Origin of the sequence: Brevibacillus choshinensis, from assembly GCF_001420695.1 — a bacterium.
Classification (GTDB): domain Bacteria; phylum Bacillota; class Bacilli; order Brevibacillales; family Brevibacillaceae; genus Brevibacillus; species Brevibacillus choshinensis.
The window spans coordinates 1,297,991-1,315,591 of record NZ_LJJB01000010.1; the positions used below are offsets into that span (position 1 = coordinate 1,297,991).

Sequence of the window (17,601 nt, forward strand, 5' to 3'; positions counted from 1 at the left end):
ATACATGTGTACAAAGAAAAAACGGCATGGATAACCCATGCCGTCGTTGTCCTATTCATTATCGATTGATCTGTGCTCTCAAGTAAGCGTCAATGAACACGTCGATTTCCCCGTCCATAACCGCTTGCACGTTGCCCATCTCCACGTTGGTGCGGTGGTCTTTGACCAGGCTGTACGGGTGAAAGACGTACGAACGAATTTGGCTGCCCCAGGCGATGTCCTTTTGTTCGCCCTGTATAGCTGCCATTGTTTTCTCCTGCTCCTCGCGTTTGCGTTCAAACAATCGCGCTGTCAGCATTTTCATAGCACGCTCTCGGTTTTTGATCTGTGAGCGCTCTGTTTGACACGTCACGACAATTCCAGAAGGCAAGTGAGTAATCCGGACAGCGGAGTCGGTCGTGTTGATGTGCTGACCACCTGCACCACTGGAACGATACGTATCAATCTTGAGATCTTCCGTCCGAATGTCGACCGAATTATCGTCTTCAATCTCTGGCAGGACGTTGCAGGAGACAAAGGAAGTATGACGACGTCCGGAAGCATCGAACGGCGATATCCGTACGAGTCGGTGGACCCCCTTTTCTGATTTTAGGTACCCGTACGCATTATGGCCTTTGATCAAAAGCGTCACGCTTTTTACTCCCGCTTCGTCTCCCGGCAGATAATCCAAGGTTTCCACTTTAAAGCCTTTGGCATCGCCCCAGCGTGTATACATGCGCAGAAGCATTGATGCCCAATCCTGAGATTCCGTACCACCCGCGCCAGGGTGCAGCTCCAGGATCGCATTGTTCTTATCGTACTGATCGCTCAGCAAGAGTTCCAGCTCAAAGCTCTCAAATGCTTTTTTCAGCTCTTGAGTACTGTCGTACACATCCTGAATGAGGGATTGATCTCCTTCTTCGATGACCAGCTCGAGCATCAATTGCAGGTCTTCGTATTGGGAATCAAGCTTGCCCATCGTCTCCACGAGGCTTCTCACGGCGTTCAGTTCACTGATTGTTTGTTGCGCAGCATCGTTGTCATCCCAGAAGTCGGGTGCCAGCATGCGTTCATCTAGTTCACCGATCCGCTCCTCTTTTACAGGGAGGTCAAAGAGACCCCCTGATATCTGCTAAACGCTTAGCCATACTGGACATCTCTTGTTTGATGTCCGCAATATCGATTAATGCCATGTTGCGAATCACCTTCTCTTCTGTAAGCTATGTTTATTGTATCGTAATTTGCCAGATCCGCAACCAGACAGAGTGCCAGGCTGGGCGAAGGTGATCTATTTATTATACTTGCCCTTTCAAAATGAGGTCAGATTTGGTGGTGAGGGTGACGATCTGAAGTCTCGGATTTCGCGAGAGGGTGTTCCTTTCACTTGGGCGGCACTGACGAGCGTCAGATGCGAGCCACGTGAATCAATCGTTCGCTTACGAACCTTTGTATTTTTATTCACTTTTTTGTATTTATTATTCACTTCTGTGATTCCTTCTCTTTTCCCCTTATCAATCAACGACTTGGGATCTACGACAAATGCGTTCATCCATAGCGTCTGCGGTATTTCCGATACGAGACGCTCTTCTGGAAAGACCGGATCTCGTGCTGTGAATACTTCCAATTGGGTCTCATTTGCTTTTCCTTTATCTCCGTTGATAATTTGAATGGATCTATTTTCTTTTCCGACTCTCAGCACTGCTTTCAAAGTAACTGCAATTCGTTCCAGGATGCTTATTGCTTGTATGCCCATCACGTTGACTGTCGTCTTCATCATTCATTCCCCCGTCATCGTGTATTTGGAAAAAGTGTTGTACTTACGATTCTATGTTTTTTTCAAATCATTTCCACTAGAATCGTTCGATGGCATTTTCCAGTGTTAGACAAATCGACGCGACTATGCCGACGAGGAACACAGGAAAGGGACGAACGCTGTCTACGCAAAAGGAATCAACAAGAAAAAAAACATCCCTTCCAACAGCTCTCGCTGCCAGAAGGGATGTTTGACGCATCATGCGTTTTTAATTGCGTTTATTGTTGCGGCGGCGCTCCTGCTCTTGGGCACGGCGTTGTGCGCGGTTTTTCGGATCTGCGTCACCGGAAGTGTCTTCGTCCGGGCGCTCGGAAGGTCCAGAGGTCTGCAATTGATCTGGATCCATACCTTGACCGCGGATTACATCCTGACGCTCCAGGTTTTGGCTGACTTCTGCTTTCATGATGTACATAGCCACTTCTTCTTCAACAGAAGCAACCATGGACTGGAACATTTCGTAGCCTTCAAACTGGTATTCACGCAACGGATCGTTTTGACCGTAGGCGCGCAGGTGAATCCCTTGGCGCAGCTGATCCATCGCATCGATGTGATCCATCCACTTGCTGTCCACCGCACGCAGGATAACCACTTTTTCAAATTCGCGAATCATATCGCCAATCTCAGCTTCACGCTGTGCGTACTGCTTGGAGACTTCGCTTTTCAACAGTTCCATAATTTCTTCCGCTTCTTTGCCTTTCAGCATTTTTGCGGTAATGGTTTCTTCATGCAGGAACATATTGTTGGCTGCATCCGCCAGAGCTTGCAGATCCCAATCCTCTGGTACCTCTTCTTTTGGACAATGCAGCTCGACGTTGCGTTCCAACACGCTGTTTAGCATGCTCAGTGCAATCGCGCTCAGGTCTTCCTGCTCTAGAATGTCGCGGCGCTGCTTGTAGATAACCAGACGCTGCTGGTTCATGACATCGTCGTACTGGAGTACGCCTTTACGAGCGTCGAAGTTGGAGCCCTCTACCCGTTTCTGAGCAGATTCGACAGCACGTGTAACGAGACGGCTCTCAATCGGCATATCTTCTTCCATACCGAGACGGTCCATCATATTCATGATATTGTCAGCACCAAAGCGGCGCATCAGCTCATCCTGCATGGAGAGGAAGAACTGGGAAGAACCAGGGTCCCCTTGACGGCCAGAACGACCGCGCAGCTGATTGTCAATCCGACGGCTCTCGTGACGCTCTGTACCGATGATGTGCAAGCCACCCAGATCGGCTACGCCTTCACCCAGCTGGATGTCCGTACCACGACCCGCCATGTTCGTCGCGATCGTAACCGCTCCATATTGACCAGCACGTGCCACGATCTCCGCCTCACGCTCATGCTGTTTCGCATTCAAGACGTTGTGTGGAACGCCTTTTTGCTTCAGCATTTGAGACAGGCGTTCGGAGTTTTCGATCGAAATGGTACCCACCAGAATCGGTTGACCTTTTTTGTGACGCTCCACAATGTCGTTTACAACCGCGCGATACTTGGCCGCTTCGGTTTTGAATACCAAGTCTGGCAGATCCAAACGAGCCACTGGCTTGTTCGTAGGAATCACGACAACATCGAGTCCGTAAATCTTTTTGAATTCTTCTTCTTCTGTTTTCGCCGTACCGGTCATACCGGACAGCTTTTGGTACATACGGAAGTAGTTTTGCAGTGTAATCGTAGCCAGCGTCATGCTCTCGCTCTGAACGCGCAGACCTTCTTTGGCTTCAATCGCCTGGTGCAATCCATCGCTGTAACGACGACCTACCATCAGACGGCCCGTAAATTCATCGACGATCACGACTTCGCCTTCCTGAACCACGTAGTCTACATCGAGCTTGAACAGGACTTGTGCTTTCAGTGCTGCCGTAATGTGATGGTTCAGGGTCATATGCGCGGTATCGTACAAGTTTTCGACATTGAATGCTTGTTCTACCTTGCTCACGCCGTCATCGGTCAAGGAAACGATCTTCAGCTTTTCATCGATCGTGAAATCTTTTTCCAGCTCCAAACGTTTTACAAAGTGGGAGCAGATGTAATATAGCTCTGTCGATTTATTTGCAGAACCAGAAATGATCAACGGCGTACGCGCTTCGTCGATCAAGATGCTGTCTACCTCGTCAATGATTGCGTAGAAAAGTGGACGCTGTACCATTTGCTCCTTGTACAGCACCATGTTGTCACGCAGGTAGTCGAAACCAAATTCGTTGTTGGTTCCGTAAGTAATGTCGCACGCGTATGCTTCGCGTTTTTCTTCTGCGTTTAATCCGTTCTTGTTCAGACCCACAGTGAGTCCCAAGAAGTTGTAGAGCTGACCCATGATGGTCGAGTCGCGCTCCGCCAAGTATTCGTTCACAGTAACGACGTGAACCCCTTTTCCCTGCAAAGCATTGAGATAAGTGGCCAGTGTCGCTACCAGCGTTTTACCTTCACCAGTCTTCATCTCGGAGATGCGTCCTTCTTGCAGGACCATACCACCGATGAGCTGAACGTCAAAGTGCCTCATACCGAGAACCCGCTTGGATGCTTCCCGAACGACGGCAAACGCTTCATTCAAAATTTTGTCCAGATCTTCTCCCTTTTGCAGGCGGGCTTTGAATTCTTCAGTCTTCTCCCGCAGCTGCTCATCGGAGAGTGCCGCTATGCCTGTCTCCAGCGCATTAATCGCTTCCACGCGCTTAAACATTTTTTTGACTTCGCGCTCATTGCTATCGCCAAAGATCTTTTTAACGAGTCCTAACATGAGGACACCCCTTCCATATGCTCACAAGAAGCGGCAATACCCTGCCCCTTCATGAGAGTGCTCCACATATCCCCAAATAGGGATACAGATTCTCCGAAAATAAACTCTCTCTAAAAATCTATTTTAACAAATCATTTCACATCTACACAAGTAAAGGGAGTTGCCAAATAGCAACTCCCTAGTCTTATACGAGTGATAGGCTATAAAGTTTCGTTATTTTGGTTCAATCAAACCATAGCGGCCATCATTACGGCGGTACACCACGCTTACATCGTTGGTGTCGCTATTTTGGAAGACAAAGAAGTTATGTCCCAGCATATCCATCTGCATGACTGCTTCGTGAGTATCCATTGGTTTTAGATCAAATCGTTTGGTACGGACGATGTCGATGTCCACATCTTCCTCATCGCTCTCTTCAGCAAGCGCCACTGCGACTGGTTGACTATCACGTCCAGCGACCTTACTAGTAGAATCGATTCTCAATTTTCGCATCAGTTTCGTTTTGTGCTTGCGAATTTGACGCTCCAGTTTTTCTACCACCAGATCGATAGCAGCATACATGTCCTCGTGTGTTTCCTCTGCCCGGATAATGACCCCGCCAAGTGGGATCGTTACCTCGATCGTGCCCTCTGCCCGATGAACGCGCATCGTTACTTGTGCATCGGTAGGCTGTGGTGTTTCAAAATATTTTTCGAGACGGCCGACTTTCTTTTCCACATACTCTCTAAGTGCAGCGGTGACTTGAATGTTTTCTCCACGAATGTTAAATTTCATGGTTCCAACCTCCTTCCGTCTATTTAAAGATATTCGCCGCAAATGTAAATAATCCTCCTATTTCTCTTCAAAAAAACGATACTAAATTTTTACAAACAAACAACAATCGACAGAATTTTACCAATACTTACTAGTTTCCCTATGATATAATACCCTAGTAGTCACTCACTCAACCATATTCCGCGGTCGTATATCGCACAGGAGGAATCCTCATGCCAGAGGTGAAACCTTCCCTTTCTATTATCGGAACAACACTCGCACAAGACGTATACAATGAGTACGGCCTGCTGCTCTTGCCTACTGGAGCACAATTACATCAGAGTGATATACGGCTACTAGAAGCCCATCAAGTCAATAAGGTCCATATCGCGGCTACCCATGAAGCGCCCGAGATGCCCACACCCATTCTTCATTGGAACGAAGCGCAAGCCGCACGCGAATACGTGATGGCTGTACAGCAAACGGAGGGATTGTTCAAGCAGATCGCTTCCGGTTCGACCCCGCCTTTAAAGCAATTTAATGATGCGTTTTACCCCTTACTGGATCAAGTGCTTCAGCGTTGGGGATTTCTTCGCTTCATATACATAAAGGAAGGCACTGATAACTATACGTATCGTCATTCTCTCAATGTCGGTATAGTTGCTGCACTAATCGGCAAGATTATGGGGAAATCCGAGCAAGAGATCTATCTTCTGGGACAAATCGGATTGCTGCATGATGTAGGCAAAATGATGATTCCGGATGAGCTTCTTTCCAAACCGGGGCATTTGACGGACGAAGAGTACACCATTATGAAGCGTCACACACAATACGGGGACCAATTGCTCCGATCCATGGAAGATGCTGACGAGCTGATGGCATTGTGTGCATTGCTTCATCATGAACGCTTGGACGGCACTGGCTATCCGGAAGGTCGCACGAAAGATACGATCCCTTTTGAATGCCAGATTATTAGCGTGGCCGATGTTTTTGATGCCATTTGCACAGATCGGGTCTATCGAAGAGGATCATCCCCTTTTGAGGCTGCCAACGTTTTGTGGGAGCAAGCCTGCACGGGAAAATTGAATCCTTTAATCGTCTCCCGCTTCATACACTACATCGTTCTGTTGTACGTCGGTTCCAAAGCCGTTCTCAACAGTGGCGACGATGTGGAAATCATCATGATCCATAATGACGAGCCAATGAGGCCTCTCGTACGGCGCGGCGAGCAATTCCTCGATTTGCGCCAGCATCGCCATCTACGCATCCAGAAAATGATCAGTTAACATACCAATCCCCCTGTACCCGTTTCATTGGGCAAGGGGGATTTCATGTTTTTCTACAATTTGACGACGTTAGCTGCTTGTGGACCTCGATCGCCTTCCACAATATCAAACTCTACAGCTTGTCCCTCTTCCAGACTGCGAAATCCGTCTGACTGGATGGCTGAGAAGTGGACGAATACATCATCGCCACCCTCCCGCTCAATGAAACCAAAACCTTTTTCTGCGTTAAACCATTTCACTTTGCCTTGCATGAAACAGCACAACCCTTTCTTTTGCAAAAAATTTGGATATGTATCCTGCATGTTCGATTCTAGTGTACCCAAAACACAGAAACCCATTCCCTTTATTTAGGAGTATATCGTTTCTCCAGCCCTCTCACGACTACCCGCGAGAGGAATAGGGTCAGCACTAAATAAATCGCTCCGGAGGTGAGGTACGGCGGGAACCGCTCAAACGTGTTTTTAGCAACGTTAAATGCAGCATATCCTAGCTCTGGCGTCGCAATAATTGCTAATAAGGAAGAATCTTTTAAGAGAGCAATAAACTCGTTCCCCAATGCAGGGAGCATGCGTAGAAAGGCCTGAGGTATGGTAATCAGCCTCATCGCCATCCCTTTGGTCATCCCCAAAGATCGTGCGGCTTCCATCTGACCCGGATCAATCGATTGAATCCCTGCACGAAAGATCTCTGCGATATACGCTGCGGCATTCAAGGTTAAGGCAACAAAGCCGGAAAAGAGAGCTTCCGGTACTTTGGCTTCCGGAAAAAATAGCCCCCAGATACCTGGGATAACGGCCGTATGAATCAACAAGATTTGCAAAAACAAGGGCGTACCGCGAAACAGCTCTACATAAATGGCTGCCGGTGCTTTCAAGTAAATCTTATCCGACAGCTTACCCAACCCGATAAATAGTCCCAGAATGGTCCCACAGATGACGGCTACCGTCGTCAGGAGAACCGTATTCCACACACCTCGAATAAATAATTCCCGATAATCATAGACTACGCTCCAATCCAAGCCCATACCTCCTTTCGATACTCAGGTAAGGCACAAGGAACGGGTCCGTCATTAGACGCACCCGCCCTGCCTCACGCAGCTGTCGTTATTGACCAAAGTACTTGTCGTTGATTTCTTTCAGCTTGCCGTTTTCCTTGATGGTTTTCATGCCTTGGTTGATCTTGTTCAGCAAGTCAGCGTTACCTTTTTTCACGATGATTCCGTAATGCTCGACTTCAAAGGAATCATCCTTGATCAGCTTGAACTTCCTGTCTTTCATTTTTTTCGCATAGTCCTGCAGTACTGCGTTGTCAGCTACTACAGCATCTACACGGCCAACGAAGAAATCGTCAACAGCAGACGGAGTATCGTCGTATCCTTTGATGCCTTCATACGTATCGCCAAATGCCTTTTTCACTACCTGCTCACCAGTCGTAGCAGATTGCACCCCGATTTTCTTGCCTTTGAGATCAGCCAATTTGGTGACTGAGGTCCCTTCCGGTAACAGAATCAACTGGTTTGCTTCAAAGTAAGGATCCGAGAAATCATATTTTTGTTTGCGTTCATCTGTAATCGTAACTGCGGAAATTCCCAAATCAACATTTCCTTTGTCAATGCCGTCAAACAACGGATCCCACCCGGTATTCTTCACTTCAATCTTGAAGCCGGCAGCATCCGCCACAGCCTGAACTACCTCAATGTCAAAACCAGTGATTTTGTCCGCTTCCATTTTTTCAAATGGTGGATAAGCAGCGTCCGTACCTACTACATACACTTTGCTATCCCCTGCTGCCGCTCCAGAACCGCCTCCCGAAGCTTGCTGACCACCCGCTCCACAGGCTGAGACCAAAAGTCCTACCCCTACGGTCAACGCAAGTGTTGCTAACCACTTTTTCCCGATCTTCACCTGAAAAACCCCCTTGATTCTATCTCTGCATTTTGGTTTATCCCCAGTGATATCCACAACATAATCATGTGTTTATGGCGTTCTCCACAGAGTTATCCACATTATCCACATGGAATTGTGCACAAGCTGGGCATAACAATTCCTTGCTCATTACACGGCTTTTTTTGCATCCGGATACAGATAACAAGACCATGTCGAACAAAAAGTTGTTAGAAAAAAAAGAAAGATTCCTGTCAGATATACTTCTATCTGATACACAGGAATCCTTCTTACTAACCGGACTATTTGCAGAAAAATAGAATTATTCTTTTTCCGCTAAAATGATAATTTCCACTCGACGATTGCGCGTACGGTTCTCTTCGTTCGAATTATCCACGAGTGGCTTGTATTCTCCCATACCCGCTACTGTAAATCGAGAGGAAGGTAAAGTATACGCATCAACCATTTCCCGCATTACCGCAATAGCGCGCCCTGTGGACAGCTCCCAGTTCGTTTTGTATGGACTACGGGCAATCGGCACATCATCCGTGTAACCCTCAATTCGCACTCGGTTGCCAAACTTCTGCAGCACTCCCGCTACAGTACCTACGACCTGCTGCCCTTGCTTCTTCAAATCTGCCGAACCACTGGAGAACAGGATGCTAACAGGCAGGCGGATGCGCAATCCTTCTTCCGTTTCTTCAAAATCGAGATTCAGTTCTGCCAAAGCAGAGGAAAGCTGTGTACGGACCGTCTCCATGTCTCGCATGGCTGCGTCGTTTTCCGCGGACCCTACCGGCGGCGGAGGCTTAATCGCATCTGGTACTGCTGGCTTCTCGCTCTCAGAGCCTGTCAGCGACTTTTTCTGTGCTTCTAGCTCGTGCACTTCCCTCTGTAGCTCCAGCTTTTGTAGATTCAACAGATCCAGGCTCTCGTGGACTTGCTGCAGCGTCGCTTGCTGCTTCGCGGTTTCCTTTTTAGCCTCTTCGCGCTGGGACTGAATATTGGTCGTCTGAGAAGCCGCAATAATCACCACGATGACGAACAGCAAAGTAATCAAGTCGCTATAGCTGAGCAGCCAGCTCTTTTCTAGCTCCTTTTCATCGTACAGCCGATCGTCATGCATAGTGATCCTGCCTTTCAATCGTTCCTTTCATGCTACCTGACTCTTTAATCAACACCAGCTTCTGGTCACCCGGCAGGAACGAATTCAGTTTTTCAAACAACAGACGTGGTGTCTCCATCCGTTGCAAGCCAATGCACCCTTCGATATAGAGACGCTTTTCAAACATCTCCCGGTCGTACAGATCCATCATCCGGTAGTAGCATGGCAAGGCAAACAGATTGGCCAGCAAGGCACCATACAGCGTCGCAACGACTGCCGCGCTCAGGCTATGTCCCGTTACGGTGAAGTCGGATAGAGATTTCAGTACCCCCGTCATCCCGAGCAAGGTACCCACGAGCCCCATTCCTGGTGCAAGCAAGCTAATTAAACGGAAAAAGCCAGCAGATTGCTGGTAGCGATACTGCTCCCCTTTTAGCTCGTTTTCCATGATGAGACGCAGTTCGTCCTCAGGCACTCCCTCGATTGCCAACAGGCTGCCGCGTTGCACGAAAGAGTCCTTTTCTTGCTGGAGCTCTTTTTCGAGAGCGATGTAGCCTTGTTCTTTTTGAACCAGCGCGTAATAGTAGAAGCGCTTGATCGTGTCCTCGACGTTGCTCTCCCGTCCGTGGATGAGCAGGCGCGTGATTTTTTTCAAGTCCAAGTGTTTGCGTTTGATCGCGTAGGAAATCACGACAGACAGCGCTACGAGCTCGAGGGCTGTCGGGTTTAACAGATCGGCGAGACTGCCGTTCAGGTAGACCGCGTGGATGAAGATGAGAAGGACGGCTCCGATCAGGAGGAGCGAGCGGCGTTTTGTGGACAATGGTGTCACCTTCCTAGTGTTTTCAACAGATGTTTCCAGTATAGCAGAACATGGAAACGGCAAGGCAGAGGCTAAAAGTCGCGACAGTGAAGGAAAAGATAGGAAATGACGATAACAAGAGTGAAAGGCAAATCTAGCAAAGAGGTGAACAACTATGAATGCAGTTCAATTGCAACAAGCTGTTAACGTCAGTGTCATGAAACAGGTGCAGGATACTGCCCAAGCGCAAGCGTCCATCCTGCTGGAGAGTCTTGGGAATACGACGCAGAGCGTTCAGGCGCAGGCTAGCCATCCGTCTTTGGGCAAAACCATTGATATTCGTGCATAAGAATTGAGCCTCGAAAAGAAAACGACCGGTTTCCCGGCCGTTTTTTTATTTTTTACGGTCAAAAAACGCCCCGTACCCGCTTGGTCCCATGTCTTGATACGTGTTCATTGCCATCTTGCTGCGCTGAACATTGTTTAACTGCTTTTGCACACCTTGCTTTCGGCCGTCCATGAGAGGGAGCAGGCGCTGATTGATCTCGTAGACTTGGGTCAGCCGCTGTCGCTGGGAGGCGGTGAGTGCCGCACCATCGATAGAGCTCTCCCGCATCTGCCCGATCAGCTCTTCACGCTCGTCCAAAATCGTGAGCCATCCTTCAGGGTCCGAATCCTTCAACGTCACCGCTTGCTCGAGACGCTGAGTTGCCTCAAGCATACGGTCTATGAGAGAATCTATCATCTTTTCCATTTGTATACCTTATCCTTGCTTTTTAGCCAGTTGTATGGCTTCTTTCCACGTGTCGCGGAATTGGACGAACAGATCTTCTACTTCAGTAAGGATATCAAGATCCTTTCGCACATTCGCCTCAATTGTGCGCTGGAGCATGTACTCGTAGAGCTTGGCAAATTCTTTGGAGATCGGGTAATCGTTATTCAAGGTGGACATTAACTCGTACAAGATGTTTTGTACTTTGAGAGATGCTTCATGAGCTTTTGCTACATTTTTTTCTTCAATTGCGCTTTTCGCCTGCTTAATGAACTTAAGCGCACCGTTGTACAGCATCAATGTCAAATCGGCAGGAGTCGCGGTTGTTACTTGATTTGATTGGTATGTCTGAGCAGCATTTTGCAACATCTGCATCACTCCTTGTTAGCTCTTGCCTAGCATTTGGGTGAACCAGGAACCTTGAGATTGGGATTTCGACATCGCTTGTTCCATTGCTGTAAACTGTTTATAATAGCGGTCTTCAATTACTTTTAGACGGTCTTCCCATGTCTCAATATCATCATTGGTTTGTTTAATTTTCTTACCAATACTACTGTCGTCATAGAGGGTTCCTGTTGCCCCTGCTTCTTTAATGACCTTGTTCATGATGTCATCCAGTTTTGTATAGAGACGTTGAGCGATACCGGTTTCATTATACTTCGTAGCTGGATCAGTATTGCTACTATAGTTTGCAAACAGTTTCACTACATCGTCGCCATTGTTTCGGATGGCTTCGCGAAGCTTTGTCTCATCAATGTAAAGTTTTCCGTTTTCTTGATAGGCATTTTTACCACTTGGTGGTCCACCGATTCCAATCTCTGAAAGGGTATCAAACGCAGTATTTACACCTGACACTTTTAACGGAGAGCTGATCGCACGGCGCAGTTCAGTCAACCCATTTGAAAGGATAGGGTCACGTAAAAGAAGACCACTTTTAGCCATCCCCTGCATTTTTTCAGCTGTCGCTTCAGGTAATGCCTCTATCTCACTGTCAAGCAATGGTTGGTAGCTTCTGTATCTAGGTTCGGAGATTTTCGTATTAATCTTGTCAATAACTTCATTATATTTTGTTACAAAATCTTTAACCATATTAAAAACAGATTCTTCATCTGTTTTGGTGTTTACGCTAATAGGTGTACCTGTATTTACTTGCTTAAATGTAAATTCGACGCCGTCAAAAGATAGGGTATTCGTTCCCTTTAACGTCTGCGTAACACCATTAATGACAACTTGGCCATCTTGACCTTCTGTTCGGAAAGTTGAATCTTTAGCAGCAGTAGGAATGCCCAGATTGTTACTGGCACTGGCACTAATCGTAAAATATTTTTTAGGGTTAGCTGGATCCGTGGAATCAGTAAGTAGTTTGTCTGTACCTTGAATGGAATTAAAAATTATTTGCCCATTCACAAGCTTTGCTTCTACTCCTACCCCTGCCCCTGCATTCGCTTCCTTTAGTTTCTTATTAATAGCATCTACTGAGTCATTGCTTGATACTGAAATCGTAGTAGAGTTGATGGTGAGATCAAAACCATTCCCGTTAATACTGGAAGAGGAATTCGTCACACCTGTGGTAGTAAAACTGGCAGCTGCAGGCATTTCTGCTTTTGCTAAACTATTAACCTGGATAGAATACGACGAAAACTTCGGACTTCCAACTACTTTTGCCGATACGATACTTTCATTGTCAGAGGATACTGTCTTTTTATTGAAAGTACTGGAAAGACGGAGATTTTTAATTGAGTTTTGTAAATCGGCCAACAGCGTGTTCATTTCCCGGTAGCCGTCACGTTTCCACTCGTAAGTCGCCTTGCTTCTCTGCAAACGGTTCACTGGTTCCCGTTGTGCTTTCATTAAGTCACTTACGATTTTTTCTGTATCCATCCCTGATGCCATGCCGCTAATGCGAATACCCATTGTTTCCTCCTCCTATCTTTTCTCGTCAACAAGCAATCCGATCATCTCATGCATTTGCGCTACCATATCCATCATCTTCTTGGATGGAATCTCTCGTACAACCGTGTTATCCGTGTCACTGACGATTTGAACATAATACTCGTTTAATTTCTCATGCAATGTAAATTTGAGATGTGTGGAGCTCGACAGCATAAATTTGTTCAAACTCTCTACTTGCCGTTCCATATCTTCCTTAGAAAGCTTTTTCTCCCCCTGAATCGGAGCCTTTGTTTCACTCGGTTGAACTCCAGGTTGGTTTCCAGTTCCCCCTACAAATTTGTCTGTATACGGAACTTTTCCGTTCCCAGCCATGTTACTCCCTTGAATACTCACAACTTTCCCTCCCCTAATGGTTACCTTTACCATTATTATCGGAAAAATATATGACAGAGTTTACTTTTCTTACTGGTGCAATTTTTCGTTCATTATGGTTTCTACAATGGTAAAGTCTAGTTTAGTATCAATATCTAGCGAACGATCTTTTGGCATAGCATAACCAGTTGTCTCAGCATGTAAAAACGTACGATGCTGCTGCAACCAGGATGACTTCGCTACGTATACTGCACCGTTCAACACAAAGACATCAGGAGCATCCTGCCTTCTCAGCACGGGCTGTTCTGCTTCAAGAATAGGCAGCAGTTTACCAGAATCCGAAAGTTGGTACATCCAAAATGGTGATTTATCTGAATGTGTTACAGATACGCAAGCATTTGCAGCCTCTCTCACACATTGCTCGAGACAAGCATCAATATCTTCTGTAATACGAAGTGGGGAAGTTGGCTGAAGCAGCAATGTGAAATCATACCCAGGTAACATTTCCATTGCATGAAGAACTGGATCCATCCCTGGCGTATGGTCTTGAGCTAGCTCCGCAGGCCTCAAAAACGGAACCTCGCAACCCCACTCCCTTGCAACCTCTGCAATTTCCTCATCATCTGTGGAAACAATCAACTGATCAATGTACGAAGATTTTTTTGCAGCCTCAATCGTCCAAGCAATCAAAGGCTTCCCTGATAAATTTCGGATGTTCTTCCTCGGGACTCCCTTCGATCCACCACGAGCAGGGATAATTGCCAACACAGATTTATTATCTATCATCCAAATACCTCCGCAAATTCCATGTTGGCTCTCTCAAAATCGGATAATCGTCCAATGTCCAGCCAATATTCTCGTATTGGAAAAGCAGTTGTATATAATTTTTGCTTAATTAGGCTATCAAATAGAGTAGGCATATCATAAAACTCATTGTTGGGAATATAATCTAAAGTAGTAGGATCCAGCAGATAAATTCCTGCATTAACAAAATATTTCTGTACAGGCTTTTCCTCAATACCAATAAGCTTTTGTCTATCCAATAGAGCAACGCCGTATGGGACTTGGTGGGTAAACTCCCTTACGCACATGGTCCCTTTTGACTGGTAAGAGGTATGAAAGTCTAATAATTGTTCAAAATTTACTTTGGTTAATAAGTCCCCATTAATTACAAAGAAAGGTTTAGTCGGACGAAGAGGTAGTAAACTTAAGGCACCTGCTGTGCCCAATCTTTTGTTTTCCTCAATGTATGAAATTTGAACCCCCCAACGGGAGCCATCTCCAAAATAATCACGAATCATCTCTGCTTTATAATTGACAGAAATATAGAAATGATAGAATCCATATTCAATAAAGTTCATTAGGATCGTTTCTAAAACAGGACGTTCTCCCACCTTTAACAATGGTTTTGGACATTCATCTGTAAGCGGACGAAGCCGTGAACCAAGTCCACCAGCCATTAGAACGACAATATTATCCCGCTTATCCGGCTGCATCAATTCTTCCAGCGTCTCAACCTGAATGACACAGCCATCTTCGTCTAGCACGGGTATTGCTCTTAACTGCTTAAATTTCATCAATTGCAAAATATTTTCTTTTGTATCATATACTGAAGCCACGATTGGGAACGGATTCATTACACTTTCAATAGGATCGTTTAGCGTTTTACCTTTTAACAACCCTCTACGAATATCACCATCTGTAATTGTCCCCAGAAGTCGCCGTTTATCATCTACAACAATACCTATTTGCTTAGCTCCTGAGTCTATGATTTCAAGGGCTTTTAAGATTATCGTTGTAGGGGTAACTAAGATTTTTTCCCAATTCAACATGGCTATACCTCCTCTGCAGGAACACCGACTACTTTTACGCCTTCTGCAACGTTTCGAATGACTACTGAGCCAGCCCCGATGACGCTGTTCTTTCCGATACGTACACCTTGTATTACTATGGCACCTGCACCAATATGTACGTTATCTCCTATTGTCACATCACCACAGATGACAGCGCCCGGAGCTACATGAACGTTATCTCCTATACGGCAATCATGTTCGATCGTAGCCCTCGTATTAATGATGGTGTTAGCACCAATGTTACATCCTGGCTGTATAATTACCCCCGCCATTAGCTGTACACCTTCTAAAAGCACAGTGTCTTTAGGTAAAATAACTGAGGGATGAATTACATTTTCGAAATGAAATCCTATATTTTTAAATGAATAAAAGATATCCTTTCGAATACCTGGATATCCAACTGAACCAATTCCATTTACCAATTTATATTGAGTAGGGTCAATGGAACGAACTACATCATCTGTCCCTAATCTTATAATCCCATAAATAGAATCGATTTGGTCTAGCGTATCCGGTGTCGTGAATCCTTTTACATTACAACTGGTCATCAGGAGGGTATTCATAATTACTTTTGAATGCCCTCCTCCCCCTAATACAATTATAGGTACTCTCATTCTCTGATCATCTCGTCCTCTTGATAAGAACGTGTTGCTTTTTTGCCTAACCAAGACCAAAACTGCATTGGTGAAATCCCTCCTGCTGGACGCTTAACCGTCAAATTTTTGGCAGAATATATTTCACCTTCTCGAATATCACAAGCTGCAACGAGACTTTTTTGGGCAACTTCTTTATTCTTCCGCTCAGAACTTGTAGGGATTTTCGTTACCGATCCCAATGCACTTTCAACCTCGCGAATAGACTTTACCATCTCAAAAAGTTCTGTTGGATTTAATGAAGCCTTGTGATCCGGACCAGGCAATTCTTTATCTAGAGTAAAATGTTTTTCAATTAAACATGCCCCTCGAGCCACTGCTGCAATTGCAACCGAAATACCACTCGTATGATCAGATAAACCAACTCTCAGATGAAACGCATCTTTTAAGGTATCCATAGATTTAAGATTCACATCACGAAAAGGCGTAGGATACTCAGTAGTGCAATGGAGCAGCGTAACGTTTTTTTTCAACGCTTCTTGACCTTGCTCTGAGAAATAGGCTTGATCGAATTCACTAATGGAAGTAGGCTCACTGGATCTGGTATACCCAAAGGCCAATACACTTAAAGCCGTTTCAATCTCACCCAGCTTACTCATGCCAGTTGAAAGAACAATAGGTTTTCCAGATTGAGCAACATGAAGTAGAAGTGGTGCGTTTGTCAAATCGCCAGATGATATTTTGATAACGGGTACATCAAGTTCCTTAATAAGAAAATCAGAGCTTAATTTATCAAATGGAGTTGAAAGGAACTGTATTTGTTTAGAAAGACAATGTTGTATCAATACTTGGTGGGCTTGATGACTTAATTCTAGTCTTTTCAGCATTTCAAATTGGGATTCAGAATTTCCGGTATTCACCTTTTGATATTCAGCTTTTTCTGCAGTTTTGCTTACCAAAGACTCTGCTCTAAAGGTTTGAAATTTCACTGCATCCGCACCCGCAGCAGAAGCAACATTGACTAACTCTATGGCCATCTCTAGCGAACCATTGTGATTCACTCCTGCTTCTGCAATGATGTATGCCCTCATTTTTACAATATCTCCTTTAGTAACATGAATGCCTCGGCCGCTTCACATCCCGCAGCTACTCCTCTAACCATCGCCTGCGCTTGTACAGCTTGTTCACTTCTCGGGAAGGGGAAGGCACCCATTTCGCTTTGAAAAACCTTTAATATATCCAGCTTTTTATGTAAATAAGGCTTGATATCGATATACACGTTTGGCCGAAATCCATTATTATCTGGATTGATCCCGAAATCTGTCTCGGACAATGTTTCGTAAGCGAGCACTCTTTTTACAGAACTGTACCGAAACCATTTACTACATGAAACAACTGCATCAAATACTACTTTATGATCTGTATGAACATCTCCGCGATAAGGCAAGTACATAATTTCCGGTTTCATTTCATTAATTACAGCCCCTATCTCAGAGACAATACTCTGCATAGGAATTGTATCGAGGTTCGTCGTCGGGAGTTTAAGGTTGTATACATTTTTAAAACCGTACATCCTCTTAACTTGTTCTATTTCCCGTTCTCTTCGATTGATTTGCTCTTCGGTATGCCCTAATTTAGCATGCATCCCAGTAACAATGAGCCAGTCTACTTCATCTCCATTAGCGATATGTTTGAGCAACGTTCCCCCGCAACCAAGGGTCTCATCGTCTGGATGTGGAGCAATAACAAGTACCTTTTTCATATTTGAG

Annotated in this window: 20 protein-coding genes; 2 read left to right on the forward strand and 18 right to left on the reverse strand. The window is 45.6% G+C overall.

Features of this window, described 5'->3' with window-relative positions:
- Positions 1-58 precede the first annotated feature (58 nt).
- From prfB to hpf, 4 genes are all read right to left on the reverse strand, one after another.
- Positions 59-1,172, reverse strand: a protein-coding gene (prfB, locus tag AN963_RS16320) for a peptide chain release factor 2 (protein WP_152985680.1) whose coding sequence is annotated in 2 segments (ribosomal slippage) — positions 59-1,090 and positions 1,092-1,172 — 1,113 coding nt in all. Because the reading frame shifts where the segments join, the coding sequence is not laid out codon by codon here.
- Positions 1,173-1,288: 116 nt separating this feature from the next.
- Positions 1,289-1,756, reverse strand: coding sequence for a hypothetical protein (locus tag AN963_RS16325; protein ID WP_152985681.1), 468 nt, complete (start codon positions 1,754-1,756; stop codon positions 1,289-1,291).
- Between the two features lie 244 nt (positions 1,757-2,000).
- Positions 2,001-4,520: a preprotein translocase subunit SecA gene (secA, locus tag AN963_RS16330; RefSeq protein ID WP_055745596.1), complete on the reverse strand. Its 2,520-nt coding sequence runs from the start codon at positions 4,518-4,520 to the stop codon at positions 2,001-2,003.
- Between the two features lie 213 nt (positions 4,521-4,733).
- Positions 4,734-5,294 (reverse strand): ribosome hibernation-promoting factor, HPF/YfiA family, encoded by a 561-nt coding sequence (gene hpf / locus AN963_RS16335; RefSeq protein ID WP_055745597.1) that lies wholly within the window; start codon positions 5,292-5,294, stop codon positions 4,734-4,736.
- Between the two features lie 212 nt (positions 5,295-5,506).
- On the opposite strand from hpf, the gene AN963_RS16340 reads away from it, so the two are divergent.
- A complete protein-coding gene (locus AN963_RS16340) occupies positions 5,507-6,559 on the forward strand; it encodes an HD-GYP domain-containing protein (protein WP_055745598.1) in 1,053 nt (350 codons plus the stop codon).
- A gap of 53 nt (positions 6,560-6,612) precedes the next feature.
- On the opposite strand, the gene cspD is transcribed toward AN963_RS16340, so the two are convergent.
- From cspD to AN963_RS16365, 5 genes are all read right to left on the reverse strand, one after another.
- Positions 6,613-6,810 (reverse strand): cold-shock protein CspD, encoded by a 198-nt coding sequence (cspD, locus tag AN963_RS16345; protein WP_055746341.1) that lies wholly within the window; start codon positions 6,808-6,810, stop codon positions 6,613-6,615.
- A gap of 92 nt (positions 6,811-6,902) precedes the next feature.
- A complete protein-coding gene (locus AN963_RS16350; RefSeq protein WP_055745599.1) occupies positions 6,903-7,583 on the reverse strand; it encodes an amino acid ABC transporter permease in 681 nt (226 codons plus the stop codon).
- 79 nt (positions 7,584-7,662) lie between these two features.
- Positions 7,663-8,463: a basic amino acid ABC transporter substrate-binding protein gene (locus tag AN963_RS16355; RefSeq protein WP_055745600.1), complete on the reverse strand. Its 801-nt coding sequence runs from the start codon at positions 8,461-8,463 to the stop codon at positions 7,663-7,665.
- Between the two features lie 301 nt (positions 8,464-8,764).
- Entirely contained in the window at positions 8,765-9,568 is an 804-nt protein-coding gene (locus tag AN963_RS16360) for an OmpA family protein (protein WP_055745601.1), read from the reverse strand.
- Positions 9,561-10,370: a motility protein A gene (locus AN963_RS16365; protein WP_055745602.1), complete on the reverse strand. Its 810-nt coding sequence runs from the start codon at positions 10,368-10,370 to the stop codon at positions 9,561-9,563. Before AN963_RS16365 ends, AN963_RS16360 begins: the two co-directional genes overlap by 8 nt.
- Positions 10,371-10,524: 154 nt before the next feature.
- Between AN963_RS16365 and AN963_RS30400 the strand changes: the two genes are divergently transcribed.
- Complete coding sequence (locus tag AN963_RS30400; protein ID WP_083496961.1) at positions 10,525-10,698, forward strand: putative motility protein; 174 nt, start codon at positions 10,525-10,527, stop codon at positions 10,696-10,698.
- A gap of 45 nt (positions 10,699-10,743) precedes the next feature.
- On the opposite strand, the gene AN963_RS16370 is transcribed toward AN963_RS30400, so the two are convergent.
- The 9 genes from AN963_RS16370 to AN963_RS16410 form a co-directional block, all read right to left on the reverse strand.
- Entirely contained in the window at positions 10,744-11,103 is a 360-nt protein-coding gene (locus AN963_RS16370; RefSeq protein ID WP_055745603.1) for a flagellar protein FliT, read from the reverse strand.
- 9 nt (positions 11,104-11,112) lie between these two features.
- Positions 11,113-11,490: a flagellar export chaperone FliS gene (gene fliS, locus AN963_RS16375; protein ID WP_055745604.1), complete on the reverse strand. Its 378-nt coding sequence runs from the start codon at positions 11,488-11,490 to the stop codon at positions 11,113-11,115.
- A 15-nt stretch (positions 11,491-11,505) separates the two neighbouring features.
- Positions 11,506-13,035, reverse strand: a complete 1,530-nt coding sequence (gene fliD, locus AN963_RS16380; RefSeq protein WP_055745605.1) for a flagellar filament capping protein FliD — start codon at positions 13,033-13,035, stop codon at positions 11,506-11,508.
- Between the two features lie 12 nt (positions 13,036-13,047).
- Positions 13,048-13,407, reverse strand: coding sequence for a flagellar protein FlaG (flaG, locus tag AN963_RS16385; RefSeq protein WP_083496962.1), 360 nt, complete (start codon positions 13,405-13,407; stop codon positions 13,048-13,050).
- A gap of 69 nt (positions 13,408-13,476) precedes the next feature.
- Positions 13,477-14,172: an acylneuraminate cytidylyltransferase family protein gene (locus tag AN963_RS16390; RefSeq protein ID WP_055745607.1), complete on the reverse strand. Its 696-nt coding sequence runs from the start codon at positions 14,170-14,172 to the stop codon at positions 13,477-13,479.
- Positions 14,169-15,218 (reverse strand): nucleotidyltransferase family protein, encoded by a 1,050-nt coding sequence (locus AN963_RS16395; protein WP_055745608.1) that lies wholly within the window; start codon positions 15,216-15,218, stop codon positions 14,169-14,171. The genes AN963_RS16390 and AN963_RS16395 overlap by 4 nt, the downstream gene beginning before the upstream one ends.
- Positions 15,219-15,220: 2 nt before the next feature.
- On the reverse strand, positions 15,221-15,853 hold the full coding sequence (locus AN963_RS16400) for an acetyltransferase (protein ID WP_055745609.1): 633 nt from the start codon (positions 15,851-15,853) through the stop codon (positions 15,221-15,223).
- Positions 15,850-16,923 (reverse strand): N-acetylneuraminate synthase, encoded by a 1,074-nt coding sequence (gene neuB / locus AN963_RS16405; protein ID WP_055745610.1) that lies wholly within the window; start codon positions 16,921-16,923, stop codon positions 15,850-15,852. Before neuB ends, AN963_RS16400 begins: the two co-directional genes overlap by 4 nt.
- 2 nt (positions 16,924-16,925) lie before the next feature.
- A complete protein-coding gene (locus tag AN963_RS16410; RefSeq protein ID WP_055745611.1) occupies positions 16,926-17,594 on the reverse strand; it encodes a PIG-L deacetylase family protein in 669 nt (222 codons plus the stop codon).
- Positions 17,595-17,601: the final 7 nt, after the last annotated feature.